The sequence below is a fragment of the Treponema sp. genome (genome assembly GCF_024696245.1).
Classification (GTDB): Bacteria; Spirochaetota; Spirochaetia; order Treponematales; family Treponemataceae; genus Treponema_D.
This window is the reverse complement of record NZ_JAILGZ010000015.1, coordinates 1-17923: the sequence shown is the minus strand read 5'-3', so window position 1 is coordinate 17923 and position 17923 is coordinate 1. Positions and strand designations below refer to the sequence as shown.

Genomic DNA, 17923 nt, shown 5'->3' with positions numbered 1-17923 from the left:
CCTGAAAGCTTTGTAATCTTTATCTGTAAAAATGATCCCTTTAATAAGGGAATCCCCTGCTACACATTTAAAACCTCATGTCAGGAGACAGCCATTAATGACAAAACAGACAAAACAGTAAAATTGTTTTATAATGCAAGTGCCTGGGATAAATCAGAGGACGAGGAACTTAAAAACCTTTTTAAATTTATCAGCAGCAACAAAGCGGAAAGTAGTTTTACCAAAACACTTTTGGAAAGAATGTCACTTTTTAATAAAAAGTTGACTCTTTATCATTAAACTATTCGCGAGTTTTGCAAAGCAAAACTCGGCAACTTTGGCGAAGCCAAAGTTAGAGGTTCATGGCCGTGAATTTACATGATTATGATATTATGGAAGAAAGTAGAAATGAAGGACTTGCTCAAGGAGCACGTGAAGCAAAAATTCAAACTGCAAAAAACATGCTTAAAATGAAACTTGGTTCCATAGAACAAATCGCTCAGGTTAGTGGGCTTTCTATTAAGGAAGTTGAAGAGCTGGATAAAAAATAATTTTTACTAATAACATAATTTAAGCACGGATTTACTGTTTGTGAGCCCGTGCTTTTTTATATTAAAAAGCCTGTTTAAATTTATCCATAACAACGTAGCAGAAAATTCTTTTACTAAAACTCTTTTAGATAGAATGAAACTTTTATAATTTTTTAACCCCAAAAAAACGCCCAAAGCTAAAGGCTGTGACACATGCTTTTAGCTTTGGGACAATATCTTCCTCCCCAGGAAAACTATCAAACTTTAAACTGGTCTATTTCTTTTCCAATTTCTGCAATTGTAACTTCCAGCTGACGGGCAATTCCCCTAAGAGCCTCTCCGGTTTCATTAATTTTTGTAGCACCAAGAGACATTTCTTTCATACTGTCTTCCATTACACCTGTTGCATCCTGCAGGTTTCTTACTTCTTCAAGAATAGCCTTGTTACCTTCTGCCATTTCCTGACCGGCAGTCTTAACTTCAAGAGAACTGTCATTCATAACATGAAGGACATCACTAATCTGCTGGGATCCTTCATTCTGTTCCTGCATAGCAGCCTTAATCTGCCTTACAAGTTCATCAGTCTCCTTAATTTTATTAGAAACTGAATCAAATGCCTGACTTGACTGTTCAGAAGCACCAACCACAGAAGTAATTGAATTCTGAATATTTGTCAGCTGTTCACCAATTGTTTTAGACTGCTGGGTAGAAGTCTCAGAAAGCTTACGGATTTCATCTGCTACTACAGCAAAACCTTTACCTGCTTCTCCTGCATGTGCCGCTTCGATTGCTGCATTCATGGCAAGAAGATTTGTTTGTTCAGCGATAGCAGCAATTGCAACGTTAGCTTCCTGAAGAGTTTCACTCAAAGACTTAATCTGATCAATCTTTTCATTAACCTCAAGCTGAACCTGAAGTCCGTTCTGAGCATTCTGTGTAAGTTCATTAAATGAAGTAGACATCTTTTCCATAGAATTATTTACAGAACGAATATTACCAATCATCTGTTCAACAGCAGCAGATGCCTCCGACACCCCGGAACTCTGCTTTTCTATCATGTGTTCAAGAGATTCAATATTCGATGCAATTTCATTTACAGCCCCTGCAGTTTCATGAACACTATGAGACTGATTTGTAATCTGTCCGTGAACTGATTCAATATTTGCAAGAATTTCTGTAATAGAAGATGAAGTGTCTTCCGTGCTGGCCTGAAGATCTGAACCGGCTGTTCCAAGTTTTTCTTTTGATTTTTTTATCTGTGAAATAATATTCTGAAGTTTTTCCATAAAGTTGTTAATGCCTCTGACAACATCTGCAACTTCGTCATTACCCTTTCCTTCAACACGCTTCGTAAGGTCTGCATCACCGGAAGCAACGTCATCAACAGCACGTTTAACTTTAAGAAGAGGCTTAAGACTTATGGACATGGTAGCTCCAACACAACAGAAAGTTACACCCAGCATTATCAGTGCAAGAGTTCCAATAATAGAAGACATACGGTCTATATCCCTAAAAAAGTCATCTTTACTGCATGCACCAAAAACGGACCAGTCAGTTCCAGGAACAGGTCTGAAAGCAGTAAGCATTTCTACACCACTGCCTGGTATTTTAAAAATATCACTTCCTGTTTCTCCATTAACAACTTTTTCCAGAACAGGCTTAACTCCCGCATCTGCATCTTCCGTTACATTCTGAAAAGCCAGAACTTCCTCAAAAACATTTGAAGCAATTGTATGACCAGTTGTTCTGTTTATTACCTGAATATGTGAATCACTGGTTCCAAAAGTAACCTGTTCAATTTTCTTAGATAATGTTTCTCCCATAATATTGGCACTTATACATCCAACAGGGCGCTTATCATAATCAAAAACAGGAACGGCATAAATTTGAAAGAGAATATTTGTTACTGGGTTAATGGCAGGATCAGCTACGTATGTTTCACCACGGGCAGCTGCGTCAATATAAGGTCTGTTAAGCTGAATTTTTTGTCCGGCTGCAGTATAACTGTTTCCCTGCAAATCATAAAAACCTATGTTTTCATATTCTTCAGGACAAATTTTAGCAATCTTTGTAAGAGCCTTGCATTTTTCCAATAAAGGAACAGACTGACTCTTAAGAAAATCCATTTCGGCAACAGCAGTCAGCATACGAAACTGTTTTTCTGCTTCACCCTTTACTTTTCCAGCCGCAGATTCAGTAACAGCTGCAAGAAGTTCCTCAACAGTCTTTGTATTAGTTTTTGTAGAAACACTAAGGGATATAGAAACAAGAATTACATTTGAAACAATAAAAATAAGTAAAACAATAGCAATAAGCCTGAACTGGAGACTTTGAAAAAACTTCTTTATGGACATTATTATTCCTCCTTATAATTACCCCTGAATTTCAATTATAAGACCGAAATAAAAAATTCACAAATATTTACTCTAAAAAAAAATTTATTCCACCTTTGGGGCAGATTTTTTTAGTGGAAAATAATAAGAAAAGCCAATATTCAACTTTGGAATATTAAATATCGTACCAAAAACGGATGCAATTATAGCACCGCCATCATCTTCTGAGTCATCTTTGTAAATCGTAGGAGATAATTCAAAACCAATATCAATGGCACCTGTCCCCCTTCCCATCTGCCAGTTACCTACCATAAAACCAGTACGTACAAACCAGAGCAGATCAGAAGTTCCCTGCATATCAGAAGGGAGCATAAGACCTCCTCCCAGATACCAGTTTTTTACATCAAATTGAATAAAGGGATTAGTATACAAATGAGGCACAAAAGCATAGTTTTCCATTAAACGAACACCAGCTTCTACGCCGATTCTTTCATCACTCTCAATCTTAAAACTTAAATCTTCATAGGTGTAAACATTTACAAAACTAAAATCCACACCTGCTTCTGCCCTAAATCCAAAATCATAGGCATGTGCATTCCCAAGAAAAAAGGCAGCTATAAATGATAAAATAAAAATTTTCTTATTCATAAAAACCTCCTGTGCACCAATACCTTAACCATATTGCACAAAAGGTCAAAAATCTAATTTTAATTGTAAATAATTTAAATCAAAAAAGCCTGCCGCGAGAGTCGCAGCAGGCGCCGGCATGCCTGAGTGCTCCTGCACTCAGGACCTGTCCTAGAACTTAGCCTTTCTTAAACGAACTCTCTCAATATCCGAACAAACATGCCGGAATCAAGCCTGCGAGAGTCGCAACAGGCGCCGGCATGCCTGAGTGCCCCCGCACTCAGGACCTGTCCTAGAACTTAGCCTTTCTTAAACGTACTCTCTCAATATCCGAACAGACATGCCGGAATCAAGCCTGCGAGAGTCACAGCAGGCGCCGGCATGCCTGAGTGCCCCCGCACTCAGGACCTGTCCTAAAACTTAGCCTTTCTTAAACGAACACGTTCAATGTCCTCGCAAAATAACTCCCTCAAGTCATTCAACCCAAGTGCCATAAGTGCCATACGGTCAATACCAATACCCCATGCAAGAACAGGAACATCAATACCCATAGCCTTAGTAACTTCAGGACGGAAAATACCGGAACCACCAAGTTCAAACCAGCCCAGTTTAGGATGCTTAATATGAACTTCAATTGAAGGTTCTGTAAATGGGAAGTAACCAGGAACATACTTTACTTCTTCTGCCCCTGCAATTTCTGTTGCAAACATCTTAAGAATACCAAGAAGATTACGAAGATTAGCATCTTCTCCAAGAATAATACCTTCTGTCTGGTAAAAGTCACTTAAGTGTGTAGCATCAACTTTATCGTAACGGAAACAACGTGCAATACCAAAATATTTACCAGGAATCTCTGCCTTTGCAAGCTGGTGAGCAGAAAGAACAGTTCCCTGTGAACGCATAATAAGTCGGCGTGTAAACTCGTGGTCAAATTCATAATTCCATCCACGGCTTCCTGTATTACCACCATTCTTATGAACAGCAGCAACATTACTTAAAAATGGTTCTTCAATTACTTTAGCATGTGTTGGATTCTTAAGACGGTAAACATCGTGAATATCACGTGCAGCATGGAACTGTGGCATAAAGAGGGCATCACCATTCCAGAATTCTGTTTCTACAAGCGGTCCATCAAATTCCTGAAAACCAAGGGAACAAAGCTTGTCCTTTACACTTTCAAGGAACTGTACGTAAGGATTTGTACGGCCAGGAATAATACGTGCCGGCGGAATAGTAATGTTGTATCCGCGGAATGTACCCTTCTTCCATTCACCGCTTGCAAGCATAGAAGGAGTAATTTCTCCGATTTCGTTACCTGTAATACCGGCAGACTTAAGGGCATCAACTACTTCCTTAAATGCCTGGGTAAGTTTATATGCAACGGTTTCACGTTCAATTGTCTTAAATGGAGTTTCTGAAATACCACGCTTCTTAGTAAGACCAGACATAATATCCAGTTCATCTTTGCTAAGGTTTGCAGCATCAAGCTGTCCGTCTTCTGTCTTAGAAGCCTTTTCTATAAGAGCCTTAGCTACAGAAAAACGTGATGGAAGTTCTTTTCCTGTGTATTCAGCCTTTTTTTCTGAATTCATGGAAAGAACACCTTCTTTACTTAAAGGACCAAAAGCAGATCCTACATCTTTATTTTCAATGTTAAGGGCAGCTGCAATCTCTGGAAGGGTTTTTGCACCATTATTCTTAAGATAGTCAACAATTCTCTCTTCTGCAAAACCTTCAGATAATACCTTACGACCAAAATCAGTAAGTTCATAATAAGTTTTCGGAGTGCGGCTTACTTCTTTAAGAAGTTCTTTTCCCGAAAGCCAGCTGAAAGCCTGATTTGCATGACCTTCCTTATAACCCAGTTCCTTCTGAAGTTTAGCAGAAGTAAGTTCATCATTAAGTCCGTATTTAAGGAGGACTTTTGTTTCAAGTGGATGAAGGTTCTTAATCAAGTTTTTAACATCAATCATTTTAATTTATCCTTTAAAAAAATAAACGGTGGCTGAGTAATCTCCAAACCACCGTCACTCAGCATAGCAGCTGAAAAATTACCTGGTAAACAATACATAAGAACTGTATGTAGCCATTCTCATACCGTTCTCATCCTTAAAATACTTAGTCTTATCCTTTCCTTTGTAAGAATAATGCTTGTATTTATTCTCAGCAGCAAAATCTTCATAAACAGCCATTGCTGTGTTCATAGCCTCACCCTGATCATAAGCAGCTGCAAGACAAGTGTAATACAGACGAACTTCGCCGGTAAGAGGTGTATACTCAAGCTCCATCTTTACAGATTTAGCCTTCTGATGCAAATCACCATATTTATCTTCAACCTGAATTACCTGGGTTGAAGTATCTGCATAACTGTCTGAACTTTCAACAAAACCGCCTGAGGCAGACTGAGAAAATGCTGCTGCAACAACAATCAAACCTACTGAAATCAATGTAAGAATCTTTTTCATATTAGCCTCCTTAACTCAATAGTAGTTGTATAAAACTATTCTATCAGTTTCCATGAAAAAATCAAGGTCAACTATATATTGACCCCCTTTTATATAAATGCGCGGATTACGGATAAGTAACACTTTTCCTGAAATTTCTTTGGGTTTATTTTTAATATACATGCGCCAGTATTCCCGGACAGCATTTTTTGCCGCTTCCGATACCGCATCCTGTATTCCCTTAAAGCCGTCCTGAACATTACCTGCCCCTTTTCCATGAATATGGGGATGCACAATGGAATTCCAGGATTTAAAGGCCTTTTTCTGGCTTTCCGTACGGTTACAGTAAACCCAGCACACCAGCCTGTCTTCTTCTACCTCAGGACTATTGTAAGTAAGGGTATTTACCTTACTGTTAAAGGGCATAATTTCCTTAAAATCCCAGTATTCATCTACTTTTCTTGCCTTATCATAAGGAGTGTATTCAAAATACCAGCCGTCCAGCATTCCCGACATTAAAAAAGGCGCTATTTCTTTAGTTCTGTTAATGGCAAAGTCAAATTTCTGATGAAAAACCTTCTCTTTTAAAGACAGTTCCTCACTTTCTGCTGAATTGGTTGAATTGGTTGAATTAGCTGAATTTGTTGAGTTGATTGCGTTAGTTGAATTATCCGGATTAGTTGAATTATCTGATTTTGTTGAATTAGTTGAATTGTCTGAATTAATTGAATCTTTTACTGAAGAACCAGGCTCTGCCTTAGAATCAGAATCTGCCCCGGAAGCTACAGATTCACCATCCTCTTCAAAAAGCCCTGGAATCGGATCCAGATCAGCCCAGACCTGAATCCTTAACTGATCTATCTGTGAAGGAGCCTGAGAAAATACAGCCGCCGCCGTAAATACAGAAAATATCAGCGAAAATAAGTGTCTTTCCATATACGAACCGGATGTACTCCCATTCTTACAAAAAGATAAAGCCAGGCAAGGGCAAAACCGGCAAGATGAGTAAGATGTGCAACATTATCACCTGCCCTAAGATTAAACTGGCTCAAAAATTCAATTACACCATAACCAAGAACAAGGAGAGGAGCCGGAACCGGAATAATTCCCCAGATAAAAATCTTATTACGTGGAAAAATAACTGCATAGGCAAAAAGAACGGCATAAATAGCACCGCTGGCACCCATAAGCCACACATGCTGATAACCCGTATTTGCATAAATCAATATTGAAATAATACCGTCCATAGTTCCGCAGAAAAGATAAAACAAAAGAAATTCTTTGGAACCAATAGCCTTTTCTACACCGTAGCCAAAACACAAAAGACCAATCATATTAAAAATAAGATGAGTCATATTTGAATGAACAAACATGTATGTAAATGGCTGCCAGTAAAACTTAAACACCTTAATTACAAAATAATTGGCACTTAACAATGACTGAAGGTCAAAAACTGCATTCTTAATGTAAAACCTTAAGCCCAGGGAACCTAAAAGAAAAATAATTACATTAATTGCTATGAGATAAAGTGTTGCATTAAAAAATGTGTATCTGAAAGGTTTTCTTAAAAACATATTATTAATTAAAAATGGATTCATCTGCAAAAGTTACACAGTTTCGGCCGTTCCTTTTAGAAACATAAAGGGCCTTATCTGCCTGATCTACAAATACTTTTGCCGAAGTTACAGGATTATAAGTCATGCTCAGTTCCGAAACACCACAGGAAATAGTAACCTTCATATGCTGGTTTTCGTAAAAGAAGTCATTTGCTTCTACTTTGGCACGAATCTTCTCTGCCATTTCAAGAGCTTCTTCCTTTTTAGAACCCGGAAGCATAACAGTAAACTCTTCTCCACCATAGCGGGATGCCATATCTGATGCTCCAATAGATTCGCTGATTATTCTTGCTACTTCCTGAAGCACATAGTCACCGCAGGCATGACCATAGTTGTCATTAAATTTCTTAAAGAAGTCAATGTCAAACATAAGTACGCTTAAAGGTTCATTACGAAGATAGGCTGCATCAATCTTATCTGTAAGCATGTTAAAGAAGTAATACTTAAGCTTAAGGCGGGTCATCATATCAGTAGAAGACTGTTCCACAAGAGAAGCATTATTAACTGCTACAGAAGCAAGGGAAGCTATGTTAAACAATTCATTCTTTTCGTAATCGCTAAAAGAAGCACTTTCGTCATCCAGAGCCAGGCGTTCACCAAGAACAAGATAGCCGTTTACATGGTTTTTAAGAACAAGTGGAGCTACTATAGAAGGTTTTAACGAAGACATCATCTTGAATTCTTCCGTATTCCTTGCAGATGAATTCATTTCTTTAAGTTCAAAAGGTATTCTATAGAAAGAAGTCTGCTCATAAAACTCTGAATCCATGGAAATCTCATATTTTATTGTTGAATCCAGTTCCAGACCTGTATAGTTTTTTCCTAAAGAGAGCTTTTCTGTTTCAATGCCGGGCTTAATAAAAAGACCAACGCCATTTACACGCATCTGAGCCATTACAATATAAAAGATTGATTCTATAAGTTTATCCAGTTCCAGGGTTGAACAAAGGGAACGGCTTATTTCGAGAAGCTGCTGTAAGTCATAAATCTGCTTCTCATACATAGGAATAGTCATTGTTTCTTGAATTGCAACAAGAGGCTGTAATCTGGGGTAATGAGAGCTTTTCTTTATGTTTTTAACACGCCTTACACTTCTACGCATTATTTTTTCTCAATATTGCCGATTATAACATAATTCTTCATTATTTCAAGGAATACTTTCCACAGCGGATACTGTACTTCCAGCTGTTCAGCCTTGTCCCTGTTTCTTGAAGAAATCATCAGAACCTTCAGATTTGTAATTGAATCTGAACTTACTTTCTTCGACTCTATCATAATATCGGAAAGAATTTTGTTTAACTGAAAGAAATTGTTTGTTTCATCCTGAAGCAGTTTTTTTACGGAACGGTTTACTCCGTCTACCATTTCCTTAAGCTTAAAACCAAAAGAACTGTCTTTATGACTGTCATGAATAAGCCCCGTAATCAAGGCTTCATCAAATTCACCACCACGAAGGAATTTCTTCTCAAATTCAGAGACACGCTCATAACTGTCATTACATGCAAATACAACTGCAGAAAAGTCTGTCTTATAGGCAGGATTATTAAACAATCCTTCAATTACGATATCATTGAGCAGGGATTTAATTCCGTCTTCATAAAACTGAAAAACAAAGGTCTTAAGAACCTGAAAAGGCAGTACAAATGTAAAGGAAGCCGGTGTACTCTGCTTAAGCTGGGTATTAACTTCATTATTATAACCATGTGACTGCATAAGGGTCTTTCCGCCAAAAAGCTCATTTACCTTGGCAATAATCTGTTCATCCTGAATTTCTACTTTAAGACGCTTTTCATCAACACTAAAACGTTCCTCAAGGAATTCTGCATACTTACGGCGGTAATTGCCCTCATAAGAAGCCTTCTGGGGAACATAATCCGGATCTCTTTTGGCAAGCTTAATCATTGCAAGAAGGGCATTCTTTGTAAAAATATGACGGAATATTCCCTGAAGCCTGCGGAGACTTTCTTCTATACCATTGGAACGGCGTTCTGTGTAACTTGTCCTGTGATAAAGCTGATAAAGGGCACTAAGGGCATTATAAACAGCAACAGAAATATCCATGTCGGCTATAACGTAATACAAATCCATAAGGGCTGTTTCAAGAAGGTCTATTGCTATTTCCTGATATTCCGGAGTGTAATCCCCCACCCCCTGGTAATTAGGGTCAAAAAGACGGAGGGTAGAAGAATAGTTGTACTTGCAGATATCATTAAGCTGCTTGATTTTATTCATTACGGCTTCGATTTTTGCAAATGAAGGTGAATTAAGCTCCCTGGCAATTTTTTCTACATCCCTGTGTTCAGCTTCTAAGTAACGGTTAAGGGATTTTGCTTCCCGGGCACGATTTTTACGGCTTTCGTAATCCATTTTTTGAATTAACATCTGGGCTTCTCTGTCAAAGCCAGTTAAAAGAAGCTGTTCTTCAAAACGACGGTTTCTGCTTATATCTTCCGTACACATTGTAGCAGAAAGCAGTTCATTGATAGGTTTAGTATTTATGCTTAACTGACGGAGGGCTTCTGCAAAATTAGGCTGAACCATTCCGTCCTTATAAAAACCAGGGGCAATTATTTTAAGGTCATTCTCAAGTTTACGCTTTTCCTGGCGCTTTTTTACTTCTGGGGATGAGGCCTGGAATATAGACTGAAAAAATTCAATTATACTCTGAATGAATGACATAGAATTATTTTAATAGATATGGGGAATTGTGTCGACCTGAAGATGCAGCTGTAAAATAAAAAGCCCCAATCTTTTACAAAAGGTTTATAAATATTCAGCAAAAATAGCTTTATATTCAGCTACTGTCTGAGCCTCTACTATCTGCTTGCGGAGTTTAGCCCCACCCTGAATTCCGGAACTGTAGGCACAGAACTTCTTGCGCATCTGAAGGCAGGCTGATTTTTCTCCATTGTCTTCTATATTGAGTTCAAGTTCCTTAAAGCCGGCCCTGATACGTTCCTGAACGCTTTCCTGAACATAGTGACCGGTAAGAAGGTAATCCTTAGTGCGCTTAAACAAAAAAGGATCTCCCATAGCACCGCGGGCAAACATAACTCCGTCTACACCTGTTTCTTCCAGCATCTGGCGGGCAGTTTCCGGAGTATTAGCATCACCTGAACCAAAAACCGGAATTCTTCCATTAATATATTCCACAAGCTGACGCTGAATATTCCAGTCTGAATGACCTGCATAGCCCTGAGCCTTTGTTCTTGCATGAATTGTAATTGCATCAGCCCCGGCACTTAAAGCAGCTTCTGCACATTCCTTCCATGTAATACTGGAAGAATCCCAGCCGCTGCGGATTTTAATGGTAACAGGCACATTACCCCTCTCCGGGTGTTCCCTGGCATATTCAGCACATGAGTCTTTTACGGATTTTACTATTGAATAAAGCCTGTCCGGCTCTTTGGTAAGCATGGAACCTGCCCCGGACTTAATAATCTTTGGTACGGGACAGCCGCCATTTATATCGATTGTATCGCAGTCTGTTTTTTGAAGAACAAGCTTTGTTCCCCTGAACATAACATCTGCATTCCCGCCAAAAATCTGTACGGAATACTTTTTTTCTGCAGGAGAACGGCGCATAAGGCCTTCAGTTTTGTCTGATCCACGGGTCAAAGCTTCTGCACTGACCATTTCTGTAGTACAAAAAGCCGCTCCATATTCAACACAAAGTGTCCTGAAAGCCCTGTCACTGTAACCTGCTATTGGAGCAAGAAAGAGGTTACCTTCAAGCTCCACATTTCCGATTTTTACGGGATGATAAAGTGCCATTAATTATTCCGGAAGGTTAAAGATCTTACAGCTGTTCTTCCAGAGCTGATCTGCAAGTTTTTCAAGATCTATTTCAAGCATATCTGCCAGGAATTTTGCTGTAGAAGGAAGCATTGCAGGCATAGTGCGCTTTTTTTCCCTGAATTCTGCCGGAATCATAAAAGGACTTTCTGTTTCTATAAGCATCCTGTCTGTAGGAACTGAAAGAACTGTTTCATGAAGGTTGCGGGCATTTCTGTAAGTAAGGTTTCCTGCAAATGAGAAATATACATTAAGACCTGCATCAAGACATTTTTTTGCATAGGCACCGTCTTCACTGTAACAATGGAAGATAGCTCCCCTGTCCGGAATACGATCCTTAAGAATTTCAAAAATATCCTGACCTGCTTCACGATTGTGAATGATTACAGGAAGGTTGTGTTTCTGAGCAAGTTCAAGCTGAGTAATAAAAAGTTCAATCTGACTGCGTTTATCACCATACTGCTTGCAATAATCCAGACCGGTTTCTCCAATGGCAACAACATTAGGAAGTTTTACACTTTCTTCTATTGTTTTAATCCAGTCTGGTCCCGGATTAGTAACTTCGGAAGGACCTACACCTACTGCATGAAAAATTCCGGCCTTTGCCTTTAAAACAGTATATTCCTTTTTAAAATCATGGAGACTATTATTTATACTTACAATTCTGGTAACGCCGGCATTTTTTGCCTGCTGAATAACGCGAAACTGCTCTATAGGGCTATCATAGATTAAGCCTATGTGGGCATGAGTATCAAAAAACTGCATTGCTTTTTCCTTAAAAAATTATAGAAAATGTCTTTTCAACCCAGAACAGGACAGTCTGAATTAAAAAGCCTGATAAAGATCCGATTCAAGTTTTTACTACTTTATACCGATAAAATACCATACCCATGCCGCAAAGTCAACGAAAGACTTCATTTGACCTAAATAGCATGCTTGTGATATACTCTTACAGTTTTATAATGGAGTTAAATTTTGGCACGTTCAAAAAAGTACAGGAAAACTGACAGAAATTTCGTCTCAAAAGTTATATATTTTTTCGCATCCATTTTAAAGAAGACCGGTCATTTTTTTGGTCGTATTTTTAGTATTTTCAATCAGAAGCTTACACTTATGGTTGTTCCCCATTCACAGGGAAAAGTTTTTAATATCCGTACAAATGTTTTTGCCCTTGTTCTGGGAATACTTGTTGTTGCCGGTATTGCTTCTTCTTTTATTTACTTTAACCGTGTAAATATTGAACTTTATGCAAAGAATAAGACAGAGCACGAAGAACATCTTGAAACTCAGGCAAACCTTGATGAATTAAGAAATGCTTCCAACGATAATGTTCAGGTTATAAAAAGACTTCAGAAAACCCTTTCCCAGTTTTCTCCTTTAGGTTCAAGCCAGAGCAATCAGATTTCCAGCGCTACATCTAAAAACAGTGACCTTTCTTCACTTTTTGATACTCAGGACATTTCTTCCGGAACACTTAAAGAAACTTCTGACTTAAGACAGGCTACTTCTTATCTTGAAAGCACAATCCAGCCTCTTGAACAGATTGGAAAAATGCTTGAAAACCAGAACACACTTTTTACAGATATTCCTAACATCTGGCCTATAAAAAATGGTATCGGACATATTTCCATGAAGTTTGGACAGTGTATTCACCCTATTAAACAGCAGTGGTACATTCACAAAGGTCTGGACTTTAGTACCTGGCGTTCAGGTGACCCTGTAGTAGCTACTGCAAACGGACAGATTGTTACTGTAGGTTACGACGACAGCTTTGGTAACTATATCATTATTAAACATAAGCATGGTATTTATACACGTTACGCCCACCTTTCTACAACAAAAGTATTTAAGGGTGACAGTGTAACTCAGGGACAGGTTATCGGTACAATCGGAAGTACTGGTATTGTAACAGGTCCACACCTTCACTATGAAGTTCACATTGGTTCTGACGTAGTTGATCCGGCTAAATACATTAACTTAAAGTAAAAAAATCATGGCAATCTTTAACGATGACATTTCCATTAATACTCTTATAGGTTTTGGTTCTTCCATAAAAGGCGATATTAAAATAAACGGCTTTACAAGAATCGATGGTGATCTTGACGGTAATCTTGAAACAAGCGGTAATGTCATTATAGGAAGCAAGGCCCGCATAAACGGTAATATTACAGCCCGATCCGTAACTGTAGGGGGAATTGTTAAAGGTAATATTCTTGCCCCGGAATCTGTTCACCTGCTTTCTACAAGTGCTGTTATCGGTGACATTCAGTCACACAAAATCTGTGCAGAAGAAAATGTATTCCTGCACGGACACTGTATCGCCCTTTCTGATGATACAAACTACAACAACGCTGTAAATGAATGGAACAACCGCCTGGCTGTTTCTGCAAGTTCCTATAAGGTCTGAGAATGCAGATAGATTCTACCGGACTGTTTTTTTCTGCTGCTAATTCTGCCGCTATGGCTGGTGCCCAGGTTTCTAAGGAACAGAAATCTTCTAAAATCAAAAAAAAGTCTTTTGCTTCTGCTTTAGAAAAATCTGCTTATGAAAGTGAACTTATTCAGGAAGGATTTCCTATTGAAATAGCAGAAATGGAAACTGAAGAAGCAGCCGTTTACTTAAGGGATGAAGCCGAAAAAGCCGCTGATGCCTTAAGACAAAGCCAGATGCCTGATAAATTTGCAGACTTCCGTAAAAAAGTTTCCGTTTTTATGCGCTATATCGAAAAAAATAATTTTGAAGTAAAAGTAAAACAGCGTAAGGGTTTCAATTCAAAAGGACAGCCCCTGCCACCTAGAGTTCAGATTAAAATCATCAATAAAGATCTGGACGAAATGGCCGCCTATTTTCTTTCAAGCCAGAAAGACACACTTAAAATGCTTGCCAAACTAAATGAAATCTCCGGACTTTTAGTAGACTTATTGGCAAGTTAAATATATTATTAAAAAGATGCTCAAAAACATGGAGTTATAAATGTCAGATATTTTTGAACAGGATATTGCTGAATCAGAAGACCTTTCTTCCCTTGAAGACGAAAACTTTGAAGAAGACAACTCAGGCAATTTTGTTTTTCCAGACAACCTATATAAATTAAAACTCGAATATTCCTGCGAAGGAGTTTATGCATCTGTTCCAGATAAACTTAAACTTAATCCGGGAGATTTTGTAATTATACCTACCCGCTATGGCAACGACCTGGCCCGTAACCTTGGTAAAAGCAAGCAGCCTGTTGGTATTAAACCTAATGATATTGTTCAGGTAATAAGGGCTGCAACTAAAGAAGACCTTGACCATGCAAAAGACCTTCTTGAAAGAGAAAAAACTGCTTTTATTACTTTTAAGGAAAAGGTTGCCTATCATCACCTTGAGATGAAACTGATTTCCGTACACTTTTTAGTTGGTGAACCTAAGGCCCTCTTTTTCTTCTCAAGTGAAAATCGTGTAGACTTCCGTGAACTTGTAAAAGACCTGGTTTCTGTTTTTAAGATGAGAATTGAACTTCGCCAGATAGGTGTTCGCGATGAAAGCCGTATTACAGGGGGACTTGGTATCTGTGGTCGTCCTTATTGCTGCCATAGTATTAATGATAAACTTAAGCCTGTAAGCATCAGAATGGCTAAAGACCAGAACCTGAGCCTTAATTCAATGAAAATAAGCGGACAGTGCGGAAGACTTCTCTGCTGTCTCAGCTATGAATATGACTGGTATGCCCAGGCCCGCAAGAGTCTTCCTAATGAAGGTATTCGTATTTATTATGACGGTACAAACTTTAGGGTAACAGAAGTAAACCCTATTACCTTTATGATTAAAATGTCAGGAGAAGACGGACGTTTACTTGAAGTAAATGCAAAACGCTTTGTTAAAGAAGGTAATCACTGGAAGATTAACTGATAACAGCTATAAAGTAATCTTCATTTCCTGTAAAAGGGCTTTTATTAAAGTCACTGTAAAAAGAGACTTTCTTAAAGCCCGTTTTTTTTGCTTCACTTTCTACTTCTTCCGGTGAAGGAATATAAACAGGCTGATCTTCCATAACAGAAAGCATTTTACCGTTGCCTGTTTCTATATTCTGAACAATAGTCTGACTCTTATCTTCGTGCACCCACAATTCAGTAAAAAGCTTAACCCTTACATTCTGATGACTTGGCAACTGGGACATAGGACGTCCTTTAAGGGCTTTTATGTTTACAAGATGAAGAACAATTGCTCCTCCAGGTGAAAGTACATTTTTACAATCATTATAGAAAACAGAAAGTGCATTTTTTTCTGCGCAGAAAATTAGACGGGAATTATGACAGTAAACAATATCGTAGAAACTTTTTGTAAGAAATTTATTTACTTCTGCCAGCTTCATCTGAAAGAATCTTACCGACATAAGCTGATTGCGACGTTTAAGATTAGCGCTTCTTAACAGTTCCGGTGAACTTTCGATTCCGGTAACATCACATCCCTGCTGAGAGAGATAGTTTTCGAATGCTCCTGTTGCACAACCTAAGGAAAGTAATTTTGCAGGTTTCTTAAATGTTGAAATTAAATCTTTATAAAAATCTTTTTGTTCTTGTGTTGTTGAAAATAACTCATCGTAATATTCAACGAGATTTTGAATTTGTGTCATATTTAAAATTATAAGTTCACATCTTTAATTTTGCAAATTATTTTTAGACCATGCTAATTCAACATTCAAAGACAAAAAAAACAACCCCGACAGAAAAATACTGCCGGGGTAAGATGTTTATATAAACCTGATTATATGAACTTAGTCGATTTTTGACATATCAGCTACATCTGCTGTGTAGTCAACACCTTCTACATCAAAACCGTTGATTGCGAGGAAGTCATGACGAATACCTGCAATATCAACTGTCTGTTCAAGGTTTTCTTCTGTAACTGTTGGCATAATCTTATCAATTTCTGCCTGAACATCTGCTTCAAGTTCCCAGTCATCCATACGGATACGGTTTTCTGAATCTACAGGAACCTTGTCTGCTGAATTGTCTGCACCAGTATAAAGGCGTTCTGCAAAAAGACGTTCCATCTGTTCGATACAACCTTCGTGAGTTCCCTTAGCCTTCATTACCTTAAAGAGAACACCAAGGTACTGAGTAATGATTGGGATAACAGAACTTGAACGTGTGATAAGACCCTTGTTTACAGAAACATATGCTGCACCACCAATTTCTTTAAGGCTTGCATCAATGTTGTGTGCACGTTTTTCCAGATCCTTTTTAGCTTCTCCAATTGTACCATCGCGGTAAATTGCGTGGCTTAATGAAGGGCCAATGTATGAGTATGCCAGTGTGCGGCAACCGTCAGCAAGAACACCTGCTTCTTTAAGCTGTTTAATCCAGCGTTCCCAGTCTTCTCCACCCATTACTTTTACAGTGTTAGGGATTTCATCACCTTCTGCTGGCTGAGTAGAAGCCTGTGTGATTTTTCCTGTCATCATATCAAGGGATGCACCTGAATAAACCTGACCGATTGGCTTAATAACTGACTTGTAAAGAACTTTTGTATCAGGGTCTGTGCGAACAGGGCTTGCAAGAGAATAAATGATAAGGTCTACTTTTGTATTCCATTCCTTAATCTTGTTAATGATTGTTGCACGAGTTTCATCAGCAAATGCGTCTGCATTGTATGTTGCTGTTTTAAGACCAGCAGCTTTTGCTTCACGGTCGAATGTAAGGTTGTTGTACCATCCTGGTGTACCACCCTTAGTCTGTGAAGCTTCTTTTTCAAAACTTACGCCGATTGTATCTGCGCCATATTCAAAAGCAGCTGAAATGCGGCTTGCAAGTCCGTAACCTGTAGAACATCCTACAACGAGAACTGTCTTTGGACCTTTTCCACCTTCTGCAAGTGTTTTTGTTCCGCGTTTAGCTTTCTGTGATTTTACGTAATTAATCTGATTAACTGTTTCTTTTGCACATCCGATTGGGTGAGCATTAATACAGATGTTGCTGCGAATCATAGGTTTGATTACTGCCATAATTTTCTCCATAAAAAAATAGGATAATATAATTAAATAATGATAATCCACTATGACATTTTTTGCAATAGTGTCAGTAATAATGGAAACGACCTCCTGTCGTTTCCATTATCCTGGAGTTTTACTTCGTAAAACTCGGAAGAAATTTGTTTATTCATATACTTTATATGCGACCTCCTGTCGCTTATTTTTAGTGACCTCCTGTCGTTTCCATGTTTCTGGAGTTTTACTTCGTAAAACTCGGAGAAATTCTTGTTTATTCATACGCTTATTATGCGACCTCCTGTCGCTTTTGTTTAGTGACATCCGTGTCAAATCCATCTTTCTGGAGTTTTACTTCGTAAAACTCGGGAAATACTTATTTATTCATACGCTTTATATGCGACCTCCTGTCGCTTATTTTTAGTGACCTCCTGTCGATTCCATGTTTCTGGAGGTTTACTTCGTAAAACTCGGGAAATACTTATTTATTCATACACTTTATATGCGACCTCCTGTCGCTTTTGTTTAGTGACATCCGTGTCAAATCCATCTTTCTGGAGTTTTATGGGGTTTCTTGCATAAATTCTTAAAATTTGTACAATCGTTAGCATTATCTAACATATATTAGGG

17 protein-coding genes and 1 pseudogene are annotated in these 17923 nt (G+C 38.3%); 6 read left to right on the top strand and 12 right to left on the bottom strand.

Annotated features, from left to right (window positions below; genetic code table 11):
• Both K6D58_RS01255 and K6D58_RS01250 read left to right on the top strand, forming a co-directional pair.
• Window positions 1–279, top strand: a pseudogene (locus K6D58_RS01255) (hypothetical protein); the annotation flags it as partial.
• Between the two features lie 92 nt (window positions 280–371).
• Window positions 372–530: a hypothetical protein gene (locus K6D58_RS01250; RefSeq protein WP_296826727.1), complete on the top strand. Its 159-nt coding sequence runs from the start codon at window positions 372–374 to the stop codon at window positions 528–530.
• A 236-nt stretch (window positions 531–766) separates the two neighbouring features.
• Here K6D58_RS01250 and K6D58_RS01245 read toward each other — a convergent pair whose 3' ends face one another.
• The 10 genes from K6D58_RS01245 to K6D58_RS01200 form a co-directional block, all read right to left on the bottom strand.
• Window positions 767–2863 (bottom strand): methyl-accepting chemotaxis protein, encoded by a 2097-nt coding sequence (locus K6D58_RS01245; protein WP_296826725.1) that lies wholly within the window; start codon window positions 2861–2863, stop codon window positions 767–769.
• An 84-nt stretch (window positions 2864–2947) separates the two neighbouring features.
• Window positions 2948–3490: a hypothetical protein gene (locus tag K6D58_RS01240; RefSeq protein ID WP_296826723.1), complete on the bottom strand. Its 543-nt coding sequence runs from the start codon at window positions 3488–3490 to the stop codon at window positions 2948–2950.
• Window positions 3491–3882: 392 nt separating this feature from the next.
• Window positions 3883–5439, bottom strand: coding sequence for a phenylalanine--tRNA ligase subunit alpha (pheS, locus tag K6D58_RS01235; RefSeq protein ID WP_296826729.1), 1557 nt, complete (start codon window positions 5437–5439; stop codon window positions 3883–3885).
• Between the two features lie 81 nt (window positions 5440–5520).
• Window positions 5521–5934, bottom strand: a complete 414-nt coding sequence (locus K6D58_RS01230) for a hypothetical protein (protein ID WP_296826722.1) — start codon at window positions 5932–5934, stop codon at window positions 5521–5523.
• 15 nt (window positions 5935–5949) lie between these two features.
• Complete coding sequence (locus tag K6D58_RS01225; protein ID WP_296826721.1) at window positions 5950–6849, bottom strand: hypothetical protein; 900 nt, start codon at window positions 6847–6849, stop codon at window positions 5950–5952.
• Window positions 6825–7487, bottom strand: a complete 663-nt coding sequence (locus K6D58_RS01220) for a rhomboid family intramembrane serine protease (protein ID WP_296826719.1) — start codon at window positions 7485–7487, stop codon at window positions 6825–6827. Before K6D58_RS01220 ends, K6D58_RS01225 begins: the two co-directional genes overlap by 25 nt.
• A 4-nt stretch (window positions 7488–7491) precedes the next feature.
• Window positions 7492–8631: a diguanylate cyclase DgcA gene (gene dgcA / locus K6D58_RS01215; protein WP_296826718.1), complete on the bottom strand. Its 1140-nt coding sequence runs from the start codon at window positions 8629–8631 to the stop codon at window positions 7492–7494.
• The gene (locus K6D58_RS01210; RefSeq protein WP_296826717.1) at window positions 8631–10208 is read right to left on the bottom strand and encodes a DUF5312 family protein; all 1578 of its coding nucleotides are present in this window, start codon (window positions 10206–10208) and stop codon (window positions 8631–8633) included. The genes dgcA and K6D58_RS01210 overlap by 1 nt, the downstream gene beginning before the upstream one ends.
• Window positions 10209–10292: 84 nt before the next feature.
• Complete coding sequence (gene dusB / locus K6D58_RS01205) at window positions 10293–11303, bottom strand: tRNA dihydrouridine synthase DusB (protein ID WP_296826715.1); 1011 nt, start codon at window positions 11301–11303, stop codon at window positions 10293–10295.
• A gap of 3 nt (window positions 11304–11306) precedes the next feature.
• The gene (locus K6D58_RS01200) at window positions 11307–12089 is read right to left on the bottom strand and encodes a TatD family hydrolase (RefSeq protein ID WP_296826713.1); all 783 of its coding nucleotides are present in this window, start codon (window positions 12087–12089) and stop codon (window positions 11307–11309) included.
• Between the two features lie 348 nt (window positions 12090–12437).
• Here K6D58_RS01200 and K6D58_RS01195 point away from each other — a divergent pair, with 348 nt between their 5' ends.
• The 4 genes from K6D58_RS01195 to ricT are packed head-to-tail and all read left to right on the top strand — an operon-like array spanning window position 12438 to window position 15216.
• Complete coding sequence (locus K6D58_RS01195; RefSeq protein WP_367182319.1) at window positions 12438–13310, top strand: M23 family metallopeptidase; 873 nt, start codon at window positions 12438–12440, stop codon at window positions 13308–13310.
• A gap of 7 nt (window positions 13311–13317) precedes the next feature.
• Window positions 13318–13731 (top strand): bactofilin family protein, encoded by a 414-nt coding sequence (locus K6D58_RS01190; protein WP_296826709.1) that lies wholly within the window; start codon window positions 13318–13320, stop codon window positions 13729–13731.
• A 2-nt stretch (window positions 13732–13733) separates the two neighbouring features.
• On the top strand, window positions 13734–14258 hold the full coding sequence (locus K6D58_RS01185) for a YaaR family protein (protein WP_296826707.1): 525 nt from the start codon (window positions 13734–13736) through the stop codon (window positions 14256–14258).
• A 40-nt stretch (window positions 14259–14298) separates the two neighbouring features.
• Window positions 14299–15216 carry a regulatory iron-sulfur-containing complex subunit RicT gene (gene ricT / locus K6D58_RS01180; RefSeq protein ID WP_296826705.1) on the top strand — a complete coding sequence of 306 codons (918 nt, stop codon included), beginning with the start codon at window positions 14299–14301 and terminating at the stop codon, window positions 15214–15216.
• On the opposite strand, the gene K6D58_RS01175 is transcribed toward ricT, so the two are convergent.
• Window positions 15209–15940, bottom strand: a complete 732-nt coding sequence (locus K6D58_RS01175) for a class I SAM-dependent methyltransferase (RefSeq protein WP_296826703.1) — start codon at window positions 15938–15940, stop codon at window positions 15209–15211. The two genes, ricT and K6D58_RS01175, sit on opposite strands and share 8 nt — an antisense overlap.
• 141 nt (window positions 15941–16081) lie before the next feature.
• Window positions 16082–17311, bottom strand: coding sequence for an enoyl-ACP reductase FabV (gene fabV / locus K6D58_RS01170; RefSeq protein WP_296826701.1), 1230 nt, complete (start codon window positions 17309–17311; stop codon window positions 16082–16084).
• Window positions 17312–17923 lie beyond the last annotated feature (612 nt).